The sequence below is a fragment of the Methylobacterium sp. J-076 genome, assembly GCF_022829405.1.
Taxonomy (GTDB): Bacteria; Pseudomonadota; Alphaproteobacteria; order Rhizobiales; family Beijerinckiaceae; genus Methylobacterium.
This window is the reverse complement of the sequence record NZ_JAKSXW010000149.1, coordinates 414,162-429,599: the sequence shown is the minus strand read 5'-3', so window position 1 is coordinate 429,599 and position 15,438 is coordinate 414,162. Positions and strand designations below refer to the sequence as shown.

At 71.6% G+C, this 15,438-nt stretch carries 14 protein-coding genes; 1 reads left to right on the top strand and 13 read right to left on the bottom strand.

Annotation, left to right across the window (positions count from 1 at the left end; all coding sequences use genetic code 11):
* Positions 1 to 310 precede the first annotated feature (310 nt).
* The 5 genes from MKK53_RS24305 to MKK53_RS24285 all read right to left on the bottom strand — a co-directional run bounded on the left by MKK53_RS24305 (position 311) and on the right by MKK53_RS24285 (position 5,958).
* Positions 311 to 616: a DUF167 domain-containing protein gene (locus tag MKK53_RS24305; protein WP_243931533.1), complete on the bottom strand. Its 306-nt coding sequence runs from the start codon at positions 614 to 616 to the stop codon at positions 311 to 313.
* 12 nt (positions 617 to 628) lie between these two features.
* The gene (locus MKK53_RS24300) at positions 629 to 1,999 is read right to left on the bottom strand and encodes an FAD-binding oxidoreductase (RefSeq protein ID WP_243931532.1); all 1,371 of its coding nucleotides are present in this window, start codon (positions 1,997 to 1,999) and stop codon (positions 629 to 631) included.
* Between the two features lie 34 nt (positions 2,000 to 2,033).
* Complete coding sequence (locus tag MKK53_RS24295; RefSeq protein ID WP_243931531.1) at positions 2,034 to 3,227, bottom strand: fumarylacetoacetate hydrolase family protein; 1,194 nt, start codon at positions 3,225 to 3,227, stop codon at positions 2,034 to 2,036.
* A gap of 95 nt (positions 3,228 to 3,322) precedes the next feature.
* The gene (locus MKK53_RS24290; protein WP_243931530.1) at positions 3,323 to 4,942 is read right to left on the bottom strand and encodes an acyl-CoA synthetase; all 1,620 of its coding nucleotides are present in this window, start codon (positions 4,940 to 4,942) and stop codon (positions 3,323 to 3,325) included.
* The gene (locus MKK53_RS24285) at positions 4,942 to 5,958 is read right to left on the bottom strand and encodes a TRAP transporter substrate-binding protein (RefSeq protein ID WP_243931529.1); all 1,017 of its coding nucleotides are present in this window, start codon (positions 5,956 to 5,958) and stop codon (positions 4,942 to 4,944) included. Before MKK53_RS24285 ends, MKK53_RS24290 begins: the two co-directional genes overlap by 1 nt.
* Positions 5,959 to 6,173: 215 nt before the next feature.
* Between MKK53_RS24285 and MKK53_RS24280 the strand changes: the two genes are divergently transcribed.
* Complete coding sequence (locus MKK53_RS24280) at positions 6,174 to 7,130, top strand: D-2-hydroxyacid dehydrogenase family protein (RefSeq protein WP_243931528.1); 957 nt, start codon at positions 6,174 to 6,176, stop codon at positions 7,128 to 7,130.
* Positions 7,131 to 7,136: 6 nt separating this feature from the next.
* Here MKK53_RS24280 and MKK53_RS24275 read toward each other — a convergent pair whose 3' ends face one another.
* From MKK53_RS24275 to MKK53_RS24240, 8 genes are all read right to left on the bottom strand, one after another.
* Complete coding sequence (locus MKK53_RS24275; protein ID WP_243931527.1) at positions 7,137 to 8,231, bottom strand: ABC transporter permease; 1,095 nt, start codon at positions 8,229 to 8,231, stop codon at positions 7,137 to 7,139.
* Positions 8,228 to 9,151 carry an ABC transporter permease gene (locus MKK53_RS24270; RefSeq protein WP_243931526.1) on the bottom strand — a complete coding sequence of 308 codons (924 nt, stop codon included), beginning with the start codon at positions 9,149 to 9,151 and terminating at the stop codon, positions 8,228 to 8,230. Before MKK53_RS24270 ends, MKK53_RS24275 begins: the two co-directional genes overlap by 4 nt.
* A complete protein-coding gene (locus tag MKK53_RS24265) occupies positions 9,148 to 10,737 on the bottom strand; it encodes a peptide ABC transporter substrate-binding protein (protein WP_243931525.1) in 1,590 nt (529 codons plus the stop codon). Before MKK53_RS24265 ends, MKK53_RS24270 begins: the two co-directional genes overlap by 4 nt.
* On the bottom strand, positions 10,737 to 11,174 hold the full coding sequence (locus MKK53_RS24260; protein WP_243931524.1) for a GlcG/HbpS family heme-binding protein: 438 nt from the start codon (positions 11,172 to 11,174) through the stop codon (positions 10,737 to 10,739). Before MKK53_RS24260 ends, MKK53_RS24265 begins: the two co-directional genes overlap by 1 nt.
* On the bottom strand, positions 11,171 to 11,713 hold the full coding sequence (locus MKK53_RS24255; RefSeq protein WP_243931523.1) for a GAF domain-containing protein: 543 nt from the start codon (positions 11,711 to 11,713) through the stop codon (positions 11,171 to 11,173). Before MKK53_RS24255 ends, MKK53_RS24260 begins: the two co-directional genes overlap by 4 nt.
* Positions 11,714 to 12,074: 361 nt before the next feature.
* Complete coding sequence (gene tkt / locus MKK53_RS24250) at positions 12,075 to 14,054, bottom strand: transketolase (RefSeq protein ID WP_243931522.1); 1,980 nt, start codon at positions 14,052 to 14,054, stop codon at positions 12,075 to 12,077.
* A 147-nt stretch (positions 14,055 to 14,201) separates the two neighbouring features.
* Complete coding sequence (locus MKK53_RS24245) at positions 14,202 to 14,351, bottom strand: hypothetical protein (RefSeq protein ID WP_243931521.1); 150 nt, start codon at positions 14,349 to 14,351, stop codon at positions 14,202 to 14,204.
* A gap of 55 nt (positions 14,352 to 14,406) precedes the next feature.
* Positions 14,407 to 15,423: a TRAP transporter substrate-binding protein gene (locus MKK53_RS24240; RefSeq protein ID WP_243931520.1), complete on the bottom strand. Its 1,017-nt coding sequence runs from the start codon at positions 15,421 to 15,423 to the stop codon at positions 14,407 to 14,409.
* Positions 15,424 to 15,438: the final 15 nt, after the last annotated feature.

Genomic DNA, 15,438 nt, shown 5'->3' with positions numbered 1-15,438 from the left:
TGGCGCGTCCCTGGATTGCTTCGCTTCGCTCGCAAAGACGGCGGTGCGTGAGTGGCGGCGTCCGCGTTGGCCCCCTCACCGTCATCGCGAGCGCAGCGACGCGACCCAGGGTCAGCGAGAGGTTTGGGGTGTGGCGCGTCCCTGGATTGCTTCGCTTCGCTCGCAAAGACGGCGGTGCGTGATCGGCGGCGCCCGCGTTGACCCCCTCTCCGTCATCGCGAGCGCAGCGAAGCGACCCAGGGGAGCGGGACGTTTCAGGGCCAGGCGCCCCCCGGAATGTGCCGCCCGCGATACCGGCGGCGTGCGCCGATCACGGCGTTCCGAGCACCCGCGCCAGATCCGCCGCGTCCGCCCCGGCGATCTCCAGGCGTTTCACCCGTGCCTGATGGCCGGCGACGATCCGCACCGCGCTCGCCGGCACCTTGAGCGTCGCGGCGATCAGCCGTTCCAGCGCCTCGTTCGCCGCCCCCTCCACCGGGGGCGAGGATACGCGGACCTTGAGGCAGGGTGCCCCGTCCGCGTCGCGGATCCAGCCGTCGATGGCGTCCCGGCCGCCGCGGGGCGTCAGGCGCACGGCGAGGCGCGCGACGGGCTGGACGGCAGGCGCTTTCGCCATCGCGGAGGGTTCCTAGAAGACCTTGCCGGGGTTCAGCCTGTTGTCGGGGTCCAGGGCGCGTTTGACGAGCCGCATGGTGGCGATTTCCTCCGGCGAGCGGGAGAGCTTGAGCTTGTCCCGCTTCATCAGCCCGATCCCGTGCTCGGCCGACACCGAACCGTTCAGCGCGGCCAGGGGCTCGTAGATCGCGGCGTCGATGGCCGCGTTCCCGTCCCCGGCGAGGTCGGTGGTGTTCCAGTGGAGGTTGTTGTCGCCGATATGGCCGTAGACCACGGCCCGGCAACCGGGGATCGCCTCCATCCGGGCCAGCGCCGTGCGGACGTAGCCGTCCATCCGGTCGAGGGGGACGCTGACGTCGAAGGCGCGCTCGATCCCGTCGGCGTTCATATTCTCCACCCGGTCGCGGATACGCCACATGGCCTGCCGCTGCTCCTCGGACGAGGCGAGGGCGGCATCGAGCACCGTGCCCTCCCCCATCAGCCGGTCGAGGAGGTCCACGAAGCGGTCCGTCTCCTCCGGCACGCATTCGATTTCGATGATCGCGTAGAACGGGTAGTCCGCCCCCAGGGGCGGCGTGGCCCGGCCGGGCTTGGTCATCAGCCGGTAGAAGGCGGGCCACAGGCCCTCGAACGACGACACCCGCCCCTGGAACGCCGATTGCGCGGCGCGGAGCAGCCGGGCACCGTCATCCACGCCGGGGCAGGCGACGAGGGCCGTGACATAGCCCGCCGGCTCGGGCCGCAGGCGCAGGACCGCCCGGGTGACGATGCCGAGCGTGCCCTCGGTGCCCAGGAAGAGCTGCTTCAGGTCGAGCCCGGTGTTGTTCTTGATGAGCGGGCGCATGGAGGACACCACGGTCCCGTCCGCCAGCACGGCTTCGAGGCCGAGCACCATCTCGCGCATCATGCCGTAGCGCAGCACGCGCAGGCCGCCGGCATTGGTCGAGATCGTCCCGCCCACCGTCGCCGAGCCCCGCGCGCCCAAGTCGAGGGGGAAGAACAGCTGCGCCGCCCGGGCGGCGTTCTGCACCGCCTCCACGGTGGCGCCGCTGCCGGCCACCATCGTCATGGCCAGGGGGTCGACGGGCTCGATCGCGGTCATCCGCTCGGTCGAGAGGGTGACCTGTTCGGGGGCGCAGAGGATGCCGTCCACGAGGCCCGTCGCGCCGCCCCGCGGGACGATGGCGACGCCCGCTTCGGCGCAGGCCGCCATGACGTGGCTGGTCTCGGCCGTGTCGCGGGGGCGCACCAGGGCGAGGGCGGCGCAGGGCTCGGTCGGGCGCGTCCAGGCCGCCGGGCGGCTGCGAAGCTCGTCGCCCGTCACGAGGCCTGAGGGGCCGACAATGGCGGCGAGTCGGTCGAGGAGGGCGTGCGTGGGGATCATGGCCGCTCGAAGTAACACTCTCGCCGTGGGGCTGTCACAGCAACCCGCGCCGGGCGAGGTTGCGCATCAGGGCGCCGGCCCCGAACGTCCAGGGCTCGCAGGCGTCGCAGGGGCGCATGCGGTTGACGAGCCGCCCCAGCTCCGGGCTCGCCACGGTCACGCGGTCGCCCTCGGCATGGGTGAAGCCGAGGCCCGGCCCGTGCCGGTCCTTCACCGGGGCGAACATCGTGCCGAGCAGGAGCACCGCCCCGTCCGGGTAGCGGTGGGACCGGCCCATCATCGCTTCCACCAGATCCTCGGGATCGCGGCTGATGTCGGCGAGCGCCGAGGTGCCGTCGAGGCGGAAGCCGTCCGCCCCCGTCACCTCCAGGGACACGGTGGTCCGCCGCACCGTGTCGAGGGAGAAGGTCCGGTCGAACAGGCGAAGGAACGGGCCCAGCGCGCAGGAGGCGTTGTTGTCCTTCGCCTTCCCCAGGAGAAGGGCCGAGCGCCCCTCGAAATCCCGCAGGTTCACGTCGTTGGCGAGGGAGGCGCCGACGATCCGCTGACGGGCGTTGACCGCCAGGGCGATCTCGGGCTCGGGATTGTTCCATTGGGACTCCGGGTGCAGCCCGGCATCCGCGCCGCAGCCCACGGCCGACATCGGCTGGGCCTTGGTGAAGATCTCGGCGTCCGGGCCGATCCCGACTTCGAGGTACTGGCTCCAGGCGCCCTGCGCCACCAGCACCGCCTTCAGCGCCATGGCCTCGGGCGAGCCCGGTTTCAGGCGGCGCAAATCGTCCCCGACCAGCCGTCCCACCTCGGCCCGGATCGCGGCGGCGGCCAGGAGGTCCCCCCGCGCCCGCTCCTCGATCACCCGCTCCAGCATCGACGCGGCGAAGGTCACGCCAGCCGCCTTCACGGTCTGGAGATCGAAGGGCGCCAGCAGCCAGGGCCGGGACGGATCGCGCCCGTCCGGCGGGGTGTTGGCGAGGATCGCGTCGAGGGGGCCGCAATCCTCGCCCGCGGCCGCGCGGAGGGCCGCGGCGGGATCCTCCGCCTCGCAGAGGTCGCTCACGGTGAGGTGGGCGGCGGTGATGTCGATCACCCGCGCCGCCCCGTCCGGCCCATCCCGCAGGGCGACGACGCTCGGCCCGTCGTGCTCAGGCCGCCAGATCCGGCCGACGAGGGCGCCGTCGCAGCCATCGGCCGGGAGGATGTGCGCGGCGGAGAGCCTCAATGAATCCATCGCACCAGGATATCCCGTCTTGCGCGAGCCCGGCAGTCGCTCTCCCGTGGTCGCTTCGCTCGGCTCGCGATGACGACGCGGGTCCTGCCGGCCCCCTATTGTTCCCCGTCGAGGGGCAGGTGGCCCCGTTCTTCCAGACCGTCGCGAATCGCCCGCTTGGTGACCTTGCCGTAACCCGATTTCGGCAGCTCGTCCCAGAAGAAGACTCGCTTCGGGAGCTTGTAGCGGGCCACCTCGCCCGAGAGCCACGCCAGCAGTTCGCCCTCCCCGACCGCCTGTCCCGGCCGCAGCACGCAGACCGCCACGCCGACCTCGCCCCAGGTCGGATCGGGCACGCCGAGGATCGCCGCCTCGGCGATGGCGGGGTGGGTCAGGAGCTTCTCTTCCGTCTCCCGCGGATACACGTTCGAGCCGCCGGAGATGTACATGTCCGACGCGCGGCCGGTGATGAACAGGAAGCCCTCGCCGTCGAGGTGGCCGAGGTCGCCCGTGCGGAACCAGCCGTTGCGGAAGGCTTCGGCATTGGCCTTCGGGTTGTCGTAGTAGCCCGCGAACACGGCCGGGCCGCAGACGCAGATCTCGCCCGTCTCCCCCGCGGCGAGGGAGCGCCCCTCCCCATCCTGGATATCGACCTGCATTCCGGTGCGCTCGAACCCGCAGGTGCCGGCCCTCACCCCCGGTCCGTCCTCGGCGGCATGGAGATGCGGCGGCAGGACGGTGATGTTGCCGGTGACCTCGCCGAGGCCGAAATACTGCACCAGCACGGGCCCGAGCGCCGTCAGCGCCCGCTTCTGGTCCTCCCGGTACATGGGTGCGCCGGCATAGATGACGTGGCGCAGGCTGGTGTGGTCGTGGTGCCCCAGGGCGGGGTGTTCGATGAGGAGCTTCACGATGGTGGGCACCGTGAACATGTTGGCGATCCGCCATTCCTCCACCAGCGCCCAGACCTCCCGCGGGTCGAGCCGGTCGCCCGCCGTCAGCACCGTCGTGGCCCCGGCCGCGACCTGCGCGAGCTGGTGGATGCCCGCCCCGTGCGAGAGGGGGGCCACGACGAGGGAGGTGTCACCCTCGCGGGTACCCGGCATCAGGTCGCAGAGGTGGTTGGTGACGACGAAGGCCATCTGCCCATGGGTCAACACCGCCGCCTTCGGGCGCCCGGTGGTGCCGGAGGTGAAGAAGAACCAGCACGGGTCGTCGTGCTCGACATCGGCGGTCGGCGCCGCCTGTCCCATATGGGTCGCGACGAGGGCGTCGTAATCCTCGCCGAACGCGGCTCCCCCGATCTCGATCACCACGTCGAGGCCGGGGCACCCGGCGCGGATGGCGGCGGCGTGGCCGGGAAAGGCGCTCCCGCAGATCAGCGCCCGGGCGCCGCTCGCCCCGCCGAGGTAGGCGACCTCTGCCGGAGTCTGGCGGTAATTCGCCGGGACCCAGACCGCGCCGAGGCGGAAGCAGACGAACATCGACTCGAAGAGCTGGTGGCAGTTCCGGGACTGCACCAGCACCCGATCTCCCTTCGCCACCCCGCGGGCGGCGAGCGCCGCCGCCATCGCATCGACGCGGGCATCCAGTGCGGCCCAGCTCCATCGCCGCCCGCCCTGCGCGAGGCCGGTGCCGTCGCGCAGGCGGCGGCCGTTCCTGCGCAGGAAGTGGGCGAGGTTCATCGCCCGCCGCGTGCAGGGGGCGACCCCTCCGCGCGGCGCGTCCGCCTGCATCAGGCGAGCTTCCCGGTGTACTTCTCGAGGATCGACCACCCCTCCTCGCCGTAGCGGCCCTTCCACTCGGTGTAGAACCCGGCCTTGCGCAGCTTGTCGCGGAAGGGGGCCGGGTCGGGCTTGTTGAAGGCGAGGCCGTTCTTGGTCAGCTCGTCCTGAAGGTTGGCGTTGAGCTTGGCGACGTCCTCGCGCTCCTTCATGCCGGCGGCGTTGATGTGCTTGGCCACCATCTCCCGCAGGTCCGGGGGCAGCTTCTCGAAGGCCCGGCGGTTCGCCAGGAACCAGTAGCCGTCCCACATGTGGTTCGTGAGGGAGCAGTACTTCTGCACCTCGTAGAACTTGGTGGTGGAGATGACCGCGAGCGGATTCTCCTGCCCCTCGACGATCTTGGTCTGCAGGGCCGAGTAGGTCTCGTTCAGGTTGATCGAGGTCGGCGCCGCATCGAACGCCTTGAACATCGAGGTCCAGAGCGGCGACGGCGGGACACGGATCTTGAAGTTCCTGAGGTCGTCCGGCGCCGTGATCGGCTTGGTGGAGGAGGTGGTCTGGCGGTAGCCGTTGTCCCAGATCTTCTCCATGGCGATGAGGTTCGCCTTGGCGATGTGCCCGCGCACCCAGGCGCCGAGCTCCCCGTCCATCGCCGCCCAGACCTTGTCGTAGTCGGAGAAGGCGTAGCCGATGCCGTTGATCGAGGCGTTGGGCACCAGCGTCGAGAGGATGAGCGGCGACAGCGTGAAGAATTCGACGCCGCCATTGCGGAGCTGGCTCAACGTGTCGGTGTCCGACCCGAGCTGGCTGGTGGGGAAGATCTTCAGGTCAAAGCGCCCGCCGCTCTCGGTGCGCAGGGCGTCGGCCATCTCCCGGGCCCGCACGTTCATCGGGTGCGTGTCGGGCAGGTTGTTCGCGTATTTGTAGGTGAACTCGGCCCGCTGGGCCCGGGCCACATGGGGTGCGGCGACCCCGGCGAGCACGGCGGTGGAACCGGCCGACAGCAAACGGCGGCGGGTGACAAGCATGGCGTACGCCTTCCCAGTCAGGGCCTCGAAAGCCCGGCATTTCCTCGTGGCCCGCGGGTGCACCCCACGGATTTTGTATGCACCGCCATCGATAGCCGCGGCCAAGGTCGTGTCAATGGAGGAGGGGGCGGTTGGGGGATGGGGCGAAGGGGGCGTTGTCAGGCGTGGCGGCAGACGCCACGATCGGCGTGAGCCCCAGGCCGCCTGAGAGCCCCATGAAGACCTGCCTGATCCTCGACGACTACCAGAATGCCGCCCTCGGCCTCGCGGGATGGGACCGTTTGGCCGACCGCGTCGCCGTCTCGACGGTGACGGAGCACATCGCGGACCGGGACGCCCTCGTGGCACGGCTGCGGGATGCCGAGATCCTCGTCATCATGCGCGAACGCACGCCGTTTCCGGCGGCCCTGCTCGAACGGCTGCCGAAGCTGAAGCTCCTCGTCACCAGCGGCATGCGCAACGCCGCCATCGACCTCGCCGCGGCGAGGGCGCGGGGCATCACCGTCTGCGGCACCGAGTCGAGTCCGACGCCGCCGACGGAGCTGACGTGGGCGCTGATCCTCGGCCTCGCCCGGCACCTGCCCGCGGAGACCGCCAACCTGCGGGCCAACGGCCCCTGGCAGAGCACCATCGGCGCCGACCTGTCCGGCGCGACGCTGGGCATCCTCGGCCTCGGCAAGATCGGCGCGCGGGTCGCGCAGATCGGGCGTGCCTTCGGGATGGATGTCATGGCCTGGAGCCGGAACCTGACGCCGTCGCAGGCGGCGGAGGCCGGCGTCACGCTCGCACCCTCCAAGGAGTCCCTGTGCGAAGAGTCGGACTTCCTGACCCTGCACCTCGTCCTGAGCGAGCGGAGCAAGGGCATTCTCGGCGAGGCGGAGCTGCAGCGCATGCGGCCGGGCGCCTATCTCGTCAACACATCGCGCGCGGGCCTCGTGGATCAGGCGGCCCTGCTGCGGGCGCTGGAGGAGGGCTGGATCGCCGGGGCCGGGCTCGACGTGTTCGACACCGAACCCCTCCCCGCCGACAGCCCGTACCGGCGCCTGCCGAACGTGCTCGCCCTGCCGCATCTCGGCTACGTCTCGCGGGCGAACTACACGCGGTTCTTCACCCAGGCGGTGGAGGATCTCGACGCGTGGCTCGCCGGGGCGCCCATCCGGCAACTGGGCTGAGCCGCCTCATCCCGCACGCGGGTCGAGGGCGTCGGCCAAGGCGTCGCCGAGGAGGTTCAGGGAGACCAGCGTGGCGATGAGGAAGGCGGCCGGGGCGGCGAGCATGTGCGGCGCCGCCTCGATCGCCCTGGCCCCCTCGGCGATCAGCACGCCCCAGCTCGTCTGCGGCTCCTGGACGCCGAGGCCGAGGAACGACAGGAAGCTCTCCAGCAGGATGACCCGCGGAACGAGGAGCGTCGCCGCCACCGCCACCGGGCCGAGGGTGTTGGGCACCACGTGCCGGAGGAGGATACGGGACGCCGGTTGCCCCAACGCCCGGGCGGCGCGGACGAAATCGCGCCCGCGCAGCGACAGGGTCTGCGCCCGGACGATCCGGGCCATGTCGAGCCATTCGACCGCGGCGATGGCGAGGAGCATGAGAACGAGGCTCGCCCGGAAGAACACCAGCAGCAGGATGACGAAGAATACGAAGGGCAGCGCGTAGAGCGCATCGACCACACGCATCATCGCCGCATCGACGGCCCCGCCCGCATAGCCGGCGACCGCCCCGTAGCCGATGCCGATGAGCAGGGCCACCAGGGTCGCCGTCAGCCCGACCGCCAGGGAGACGCGCCCCGCCACCAGACTGCGGGTCAGCAGGTCGCGGCCGTGGATGTCCGTCCCGAGGAGAAAGTGCAGCCGGCGCACGGGCATGTCGAGGACGAGCCGGCGCCCGCCCTCCCCGTCGACGACGACGGTCGCCGGCCCGAACAGGTCCGAGCGCGGCAGGTAGACGAGGCTGCGCCTGTCGATGGAATGCTCGGAGGTGAGGGTGAGGCGGAGCCTGTCGCCCGTGCGGTCGGCCGCGGCCACGTGGGCGCGCATGCGGAAGGCGATGCGCTCCAGGGCGGGCGTCAGATGCGCCGCGTCCGGCTGCGCCGCCAGCCCGGCGGGGAGCTGGCGCAGGTCTGGGTAGAACCGGTCGGGCGCATGCCCGGTGAGCGCCGAGCCGAGGAGGCACGCGAGGGCGATGACGGCGAGCACGGCGAGGGCGCCGACGCCGCCCCGCTCCCGGCCCAGCCGGCCGAGCGTGCGCGCGGTGTTCGCGCCCCGCCCCCTCACGCGTCCGTCCGCAGGCGCGGGTCGAGCCACGCGCAAACGAGGTCGGCGGCGAGGTTGAGGACGATGACGAGGGCCGCGACCAGGAGCACGACGCCCATCACCAGCGTGTAGTCGCGGTTGACCGCCCCCTCCACGAAGTAGCGGCCGATCCCCGGCAGGCCGAAGATCGTCTCGACCACCACCGAACCGGTGAGGAGGGCGGCGGCGAGCGGCCCGAGATAGGCGACCACCGGCAGCAGCGCACCGCGCAGGGCGTGGCGGGCGACGCGGGCCGGCGGCAGGCCGAAGGCCCGCATGGTCCGCACCGGCTGGGTGCGCAGCACCTCCCCGAGGGACGCCCGGGTGAGCCGGGCGAGGGCGCCGACCTGCGGCAAGGCGAGGGTGACGACGGGCAGGATCAGGTGCCGCGGATCGCCCTCCTCCCACCCGCTCAGGGGCAGCCAGCGCAGGGTCAGCCCGAAGGCGATCTGGAGCAGCGGCGCCACGACGAAGCTCGGCAGCGACAGGGTGAGGGCCGCGGCGAGGCCGATCGCCCGGTCCGCCCAACCGCCCCGGCGCAGGGCCGCGACGCAGCCGAGGCCGATGCCGAGGGCGCAGGACAGCACCAGCGCCAGGGCGCCCAGCGTCGCCGAGACGGGCAGGCCCCGGCCGATCAACCCGGCGACGCTCATGTCGCGGAACGAGAAGGACGGGCCGAGATCCCCCCGGGTGAGGGCGGCGAGATAGCTGCCGAACTGCACGATCAGCGGCCGGTCGAGGCCGTAGACCCTGCGCAGGTTCTCCATCGCCGCGGGCGAGAGCGGACGTTCGAGGTCGAACGGGCCACCGGGGGCGAGGCGCATCAGGAAGAAGCTTACCGCCACGACGGCCAGGAGGGTCGGCACCCCCTGGCCCAACCGCCGGAGGACGAGGCCGATCACGCCCGCAGCCGCAGGTAGCGGGTCGGCGCGGCATTGCGCAGGTTCGGGTGGTAGCCCTGGAGGCGCGGGGCGATCAGCGCCTTGGTGCGGTAGTGCATCAGCGGGATCCAGGGCAGCTCGCGCAGGGCGATGGCCTCCGCGTCGTACATCATTCCGGCCCGGCGTCTCAGGTCGCGCTCGCGGGCGGCCTCCGCCAGCAATCGGTCGTAGGCGGCGTTCGACCAATGGCCGGCGTTGAACCCGTCGTTGCCCGTCTGCAGCAGGAACAGGAAGTTCTGCGGGTCCGCGTAGTCGGCGAGCCACGACATCCGGGCGATGTCGAAGTCGCCGCCATCGCGCAGGTAGGCGAAATGCGTCTTCGCGTCGGTGTAGACGAAGCGGGTGACGATGCCGAGGTCGCGCCACATCTCCGCCAGCGCCACCGCCGTGTTGCGATTGTTGTCGCTCATGTTGAAGCGGTATTCGATCTGCAGCGGGTTCGTCTTCGGGTCGAACCCGGCGGCGGCGAGGAGCCCCCGCGCCTCCTCCTCGTGGTCGATGGGCAGGCCCTGGCGGCCTTCGGTCTCCGGTGGCGTGCGGTAGTTGTCGAGCCCGTCGGGGCAGAGGAAGTAGGCCGCGCTCATCGTGCCGCCGTAGAGCGCCTGGGCGAGGTATTCCCGGTCGATCACCAGGGAGAGGGCCCGGCGCACCCGCACGTCCGAGAACGGCGCCTTGCGCGTGTTGACGGCCAACGCCGCCAAGCCTAGGGCCGGCCCGAGCACCACCTGGGATCCGAACCGCGCGCGCAGGGCCTCCATCTGGTCGCCGGGCAGGTCGGAGAGGGAATCGATCTCGCCGGCCGCGTAGCGGCGCACCGCCCCCGACAGATCGGGCGTCGGCAGGTAGGCCACCCGCCGGATCGCCACCGAGGCCGCGTCCGGGTGATGCGGATTGGCTTCGAGCAGGATGCGGTCGCCGGGCACGCGGTCGAGGAGGCGGTAGGGGCCGTTCGTGACGAGGTTGCCCGGCCGGGTGAAGGCCTCGCCGTAGCGGGCGATGGAGGCGGCGTGGACCGGGGCCGCCGTCTGGTGGGTCAGGAGTTCGAGGAAATAGGGCGTCGGCTGCTCCAGCCTGATCTCGACGGTGCCCGTATCCGGCGCGCCGACGCCGAGGGTGTCCGGGGATTTCTCACCGCGGTTGACGGCGGCGGCCCCGGCGATCGGAAACAGCACCTCCGCGTATTTCGCCCCCGTCGCCGGGTCCATGATCCGCCGGAGGGAGGACACGAAGTCGGCCGACGTCACCGGCTCGCCGTTCGACCAGCGTCCGTCCGGACGGAGGGTGAAACGATAGGCGAGCCCGTCCGCGGCGACGGACCAGTCCTTCGCCGCGCCGGGCACGATGGCGCCGAAGTTGTCGTAGGTCAGTAGCCCGTCGCAGAGGTCGCGCAGGATATGCGCCTCGGCCACCGTCGAGGATTTGTGCGGATCGAGGGTTTCCGGGTCGGCATCGTTGCCGCGCCGGTAGAGGAGGTCGTCCGCGGCGGCGGGGCCGGCCAGGGTGAGGGCGGCGGTGCCGGCGAGCCAGTCCCGCCGCCGCAGCCGCATCAGGCGCCGGTCTCGGCCACGAGCCCCGCGGCCTCGATACCCGCCACGGCGCAGATCTCGTCGTTGTCGGACGTGTCGCCCGAGATCCCGACCGCGCCGAGGAGGCGGCCCTCCTTGGAGCGGATCAGCACCCCGCCCGGCACGGGCACCAGGGCCGCCGGGCCCGCGAGGTGGCTGACCGCCGCGACGAAGAACGGCTGCGCCTCCGCCCGGGCCAGGATCGCCCGCGAGCCGGTGCCGAGCGCCAGCGCGCCGTTGGCCTTGCCGCAGGCGATCTCGGCCCGGCGCAGCGACGTCCCGTCTTCGACCTCGACGCATTTGAGGGCGCCGCGGGCGTCGTACACGATGACCGCGAGGGGCTTCAGGCCGCGTCCGCGCGCGGTGTCGAGGGCCGTCGCCACGATGGTGCGGGCGGCCTCCAGGGTCAGATCGATCATCGGCTCAGGGGTTCGTGCTGGGGGTGGGAAACGCGGTTCAGGGCGGCCGTAGCCGCCGCGGCGAGCCGTTCGAGGCGCGCGACGATGTCGTCGTTCAGGTCGATATAGGCGCACCAGTAGGCGCCGAGGGCGGCCACCGCCTCGGGGAACCCAAGCGGCACCATCGCGAGGCTGCGCATCGAGGTCCGGCTATAGGCGATCTGGGGCACGCGCGGATCGCTCTCGATATCGGGGATGACCACCGCGCGGCAGTTCAGCATCGCCCAGCCCGAAACGCACTCGCTCATCGGGAAGCGGGCCCCGCGCCACAGCGGCTCGACGGCGTCCTCGGCGACGTAGTGGCAGCACTCGCCCTCGCGCAGGACCACCGCGATCCCGTCCGATCCGACGATCTCGCGGGCGGTGTCGCCGAGGATCGCGACGACGTCGGCAATCGTCCCGGCGGCGGCCAGCCTCGCGGCGGCGTCGGCCAGGTTCGCGTCGTGAGAATCTTCGTATTCGGTGGTGACCAACATCCAGAAAGGCTCGCGATGAACCATCGCTCAAGAGAACAACACGGCGCCGGGCGCCCGAGAGAGGAAGTTCCGAGGCCGCAAAGACGTTCCACGGCCACGGTTACGTGACCGGCTTCACGCCGGGGGTGCGCCCCGGTGCAGACGATCTCTGTTCCGAAAATGGATCTCCGAGCCCTTAACAAAAGCTGAACCCGCGTTTGACACAGCGTCGGGCGGCTCGTTGCCCCCCCGGCTACGCGCGCGGGGGGCGACTGTCCAGCATCACCGCCGGGGGTTCCTCGGCATGGCCGAAGGTCGGGCGCGACACGGCGCGCAGGCAGCGGATCGATAGCCCGAATCACCCGGCGCACGCGCCGTGGGACACCGTCAGCCGGGGCCTCCACCCTCAGCCGAGGCGAAGGCGGGCCTCCCGTGCCACCGCCTCGGCGGTGAGGCCGAAATGGCGCGCCAGATCCTCCGGCGCCCCCGAGGCGCCGAAGCCCGTCATGCCGACGAAGCCGCCCTCCTCGCCGATCCAGCGGTCCCACCCGAAGCGCATCGCCGCCTCGACGGCGACGCGCGCCGTGTCCCTGCGGATGACATGGGCGCGGTAGTCCGCGTCCTGCCGGGCGAAGAGCTCCCAGGAGGGCATCGAAACCACGGCGGTCGGCACGCCCTCCCCCTGGAGGATGTCCCGCGCGGCGAGCGCCAGGGCCACCTCCGAGCCGGTGCCGACCAGCGTGACCCGCCGCTCCCCGTCGGCCTCCGCGAGGATGTAGGCGCCCCGGGCCGAGAGGTTGTCGCCGCCGGCCACCCTGCGCACGGGCGGAAGCTCCTGCCGGGCGCAGACCAGGGAGGTTGGGCCGGTACGGTGATCGAGGGCGAGTTCCCAGCACTCGGCCGTCTCCATCGCGTCGGCGGGGCGCAGCACCAGCATGTTCGGCATCGCCCGCAGGCTCGCCAGGAACTCCACGGGCTGATGGGTCGGGCCGTTGCGGCCGATGGCGATGGAATCGTGGCTGTAGACGGTGACGACCGGCAGGTTCATCAGCGCCGCCATGCGCAGGGACGGGCGCATGTAGTCGGAGAACACGAGGTAGGTGGCGCCCACCGGCACGAGGCCGCGATGGGCGGCCATGCCGTTCATCATCGAGCCCATGGCATGCTCACGGATGCCGTAATGCAGGTAGCGGCCGTTGCGCTCCCGCGCGGTGAAGGCGGGGAGCGCCCGCTTGTGCTGGGTCGGGCCTTCGAGGTCCGGGGCGCCGGTGAAGAGTTCGGGAATCGCCTGTGCGAGTTCGCCCGCGAGGTCCGCCGCCACGTCGATGCCCGGCCGCGCCTGCCCGGCGAGACGGTCGCGGGCGGCGCGCAGGGTCTCACGCCAGCCGTCCGGCAGGTCCCCGGCGGTGACCCGGTCGAAGACTTGGCGCGCAGGGCCCGGCGCGGTCTCGTGGCGCTGCCGCCACGCCTCGTAGGCGGCTCGGTTGCGGCCCGCGACGCCCTCCCGCCACGCGGCCGCCACGTCCTCCGGCACGGTGAAGGCGGGATGCGTCCAGCCTTTGGCCACGCGGGCCTCCACGAGATCCTGCGGCACCACGCGACCGCCATGGGCGCCGCGCTGGCCCTCCAGCCGGGGCAGGCCCTTCCCGATCACCGTGCGGCAGGCGATCAGGCTCGGGCGCGGGTCGCCCTTGGCGAGGAGGATCGCCGCCGAGACCGCCTCGACGTCGTGCCCGTCCGCGTCGATCACCTGCCACGCGGCGGCCCGGAATCGGGCGCGGACGTCCTCGGAGATCGACAGGGCGGTGGCGCCGTCGTCGGTGATGCGGTTGTCGTCCCACAGGACGATGAGGCGGCCCAGGCGCAGGTGGCCGGCGAGCGAGATCACCTCGTGGGCGATGCCCTCCTGCAGGCAGCCGTCGCCGACGATGCAGTAGGTGTGGTGGTCCACCAGTTCGCGGCCGAACGCGGCGGCGAGCTTCGCCTCGGCCACCGCCATGCCCACCGCGTTGGCGATGCCCTGGCCCAGGGGACCGGTCGTCACTTCGATGCCGTGCTCGGGGGCGATCTCGGGATGGCCGTGCGTGTGCGAGCCCAACGTCCGGAACGCCCGGATCTGATCCATTCCCATCCCGGCGTAGCCCGCCAGATGCAGCACGGAATAGAGCAGCATCGAGCCGTGGCCGTTCGAGAGCACGAAGCGGTCCCGGTCGGGCCAGAGCGGGTCCTGCGGGGCGCAGCGCAGGTGGCGGGTGAACAGGGCCACCGCCATCTCCGCGCAGCCGAGGGGCGCCCCGGGGTGCCCGTCCGTCGCCCGCTCGATGGCGTCGAGCGACAGGAACCGGATGGCATCGGCCATGCGGGCGGTGAGGGTGGGATCGGGCATGGCGGGAGACCTCACTGGCGATGCTGAACCGTCATTGCGAGTGGAGCGAAGCCCTCCAGGGGCGGGGGCCGCTTGCCGGACGTGGCGCGGCCCTGGATTGCTTCGCTTCGCTCGCAATGATGGGGGTGGGGGACAGGGCGCAGCCCCTCACAGGAACCCGATGGAGACCCAGGGGACGAGGATGCCGGCGAGCGCGTCGGACCAGATCAGCGGCTCGTGGAAGACGTAGCGGCTGACGGCGCCCGAAAGCGGCACGCCGATCCCGGCCAGGACCGACAGGGGGGCGGGGACCTCCACCAGCCAGCCGAGCGCCGTGTCGAGACGCAGGCCGTGAGTTCCACCGCCGCCTCCCTCAGACCAGCTTGCCGGAGACGGATTCGAGGTGGCCCCAGCCGGCCTCGCCGAACTTGCCCTTCCAGTCCTTGTAGTAGCTCGTCTTGGCCAGGGCCTCGCGGAACAGGGTGCGGTCGACGTCGATGAAGCCGATGCCCTTCTCCGTGAGCGTCTGGCGCAGGGATTGGCTGAGCGTGGCGACGTCGGCGCGCTGGTCGGCGGCCGAGCGGTCGAACTCCCGCGAGACGATGCCGCGCAGGTCCTCCGGCAGGCGCTGCCACGCGCGCTTGTTGCCGAGGATCCAGTACCCGTCCCAGACGTGGCCGGTCATGCTGCAGGTCTTCTGCACCTCGTAGAGGCGCGTCGTGGCGATGATCGGCAGCGGGTTCTCCTCGCCCTCGACCACCTTGGTCTGAAGGGAGGAATAGAGTTCGTTGAAGTTGATCGGCGCGGCACCGGCGTCCAGCGCCTTGAACAGCGAGGTCAGCATCGGCGCCGGGGGGACGCGGATCTTGAAGCCCTTCAGGTCCTCCGGCTTCCGGATCTCGCGGGTGGAGGAGGTGATCTGGCGGAAGCCGTTGTCCCAGACCTTGGAGATGGTAATGATCGGCGTCTTGCCGATCTCGCCGCGGACATACTCGCCGAGGCCGCCGTCCATCGCTTGCCAGACCGCGTCGTAATCCCTGAAGGCGAAGCCGGTGTTCGGCAGGCTCGCCGCCGGCACGAAGGTCGAGAGGATCGAGGTGGCGAGGTTGAAGAACTCGACCGAGCCGTTGCGCACCTGCGCCAGCAGGTCGGTATCGGAGCCGAGCTGGTTGGCCGGGAAGAGCTTGATCTCCAGCCGACCGTTCGTCGCCTCGCGGATGCGGTCGATGGCCTCCTGGGCGCGGATGTTGACCGGATGGGTCGGATCCTGGCCGGTGGCGAGCTTGTAGGTGAATTCGGCCGCCTGCCCCGGCCGGGTCAGGATGCCGAAGGCCGGCACGGTGGCCGCGCCCACGAGGAGCGCACGGCGGCTGAGGCGAAGGTCCCGCATGGTTTCACTCCCTGG

What these genes read in the sequence shown, in the direction of transcription:
- MKK53_RS24305 (WP_243931533.1), bottom strand. Translation starts at nt 616, where the DNA reads ATGGCGAAAGCGCCTGCCGTCCAGCCCGTCGCGCGCCTCGCCGTGCGC.
- MKK53_RS24300 (WP_243931532.1), bottom strand. Translation starts at nt 1,999, where the DNA reads ATGATCCCCACGCACGCCCTCCTCGACCGACTCGCCGCCATTGTCGGC.
- MKK53_RS24295 (WP_243931531.1), bottom strand. Translation starts at nt 3,227, where the DNA reads ATGGATTCATTGAGGCTCTCCGCCGCGCACATCCTCCCGGCCGATGGC.
- MKK53_RS24290 (WP_243931530.1), bottom strand. Translation starts at nt 4,942, where the DNA reads ATGCAGGCGGACGCGCCGCGCGGAGGGGTCGCCCCCTGCACGCGGCGG.
- MKK53_RS24285 (WP_243931529.1), bottom strand. Translation starts at nt 5,958, where the DNA reads ATGCTTGTCACCCGCCGCCGTTTGCTGTCGGCCGGTTCCACCGCCGTG.
- MKK53_RS24280 (WP_243931528.1), top strand. Translation starts at nt 6,174, where the DNA reads ATGAAGACCTGCCTGATCCTCGACGACTACCAGAATGCCGCCCTCGGC.
- MKK53_RS24265 (WP_243931525.1), bottom strand. Translation starts at nt 10,737, where the DNA reads ATGCGGCTGCGGCGGCGGGACTGGCTCGCCGGCACCGCCGCCCTCACC.
- MKK53_RS24260 (WP_243931524.1), bottom strand. Translation starts at nt 11,174, where the DNA reads ATGATCGATCTGACCCTGGAGGCCGCCCGCACCATCGTGGCGACGGCC.
- MKK53_RS24255 (WP_243931523.1), bottom strand. Translation starts at nt 11,713, where the DNA reads ATGGTTCATCGCGAGCCTTTCTGGATGTTGGTCACCACCGAATACGAA.
- tkt (WP_243931522.1), bottom strand. Translation starts at nt 14,054, where the DNA reads ATGCCCGATCCCACCCTCACCGCCCGCATGGCCGATGCCATCCGGTTC.
- MKK53_RS24240 (WP_243931520.1), bottom strand. Translation starts at nt 15,423, where the DNA reads ATGCGGGACCTTCGCCTCAGCCGCCGTGCGCTCCTCGTGGGCGCGGCC.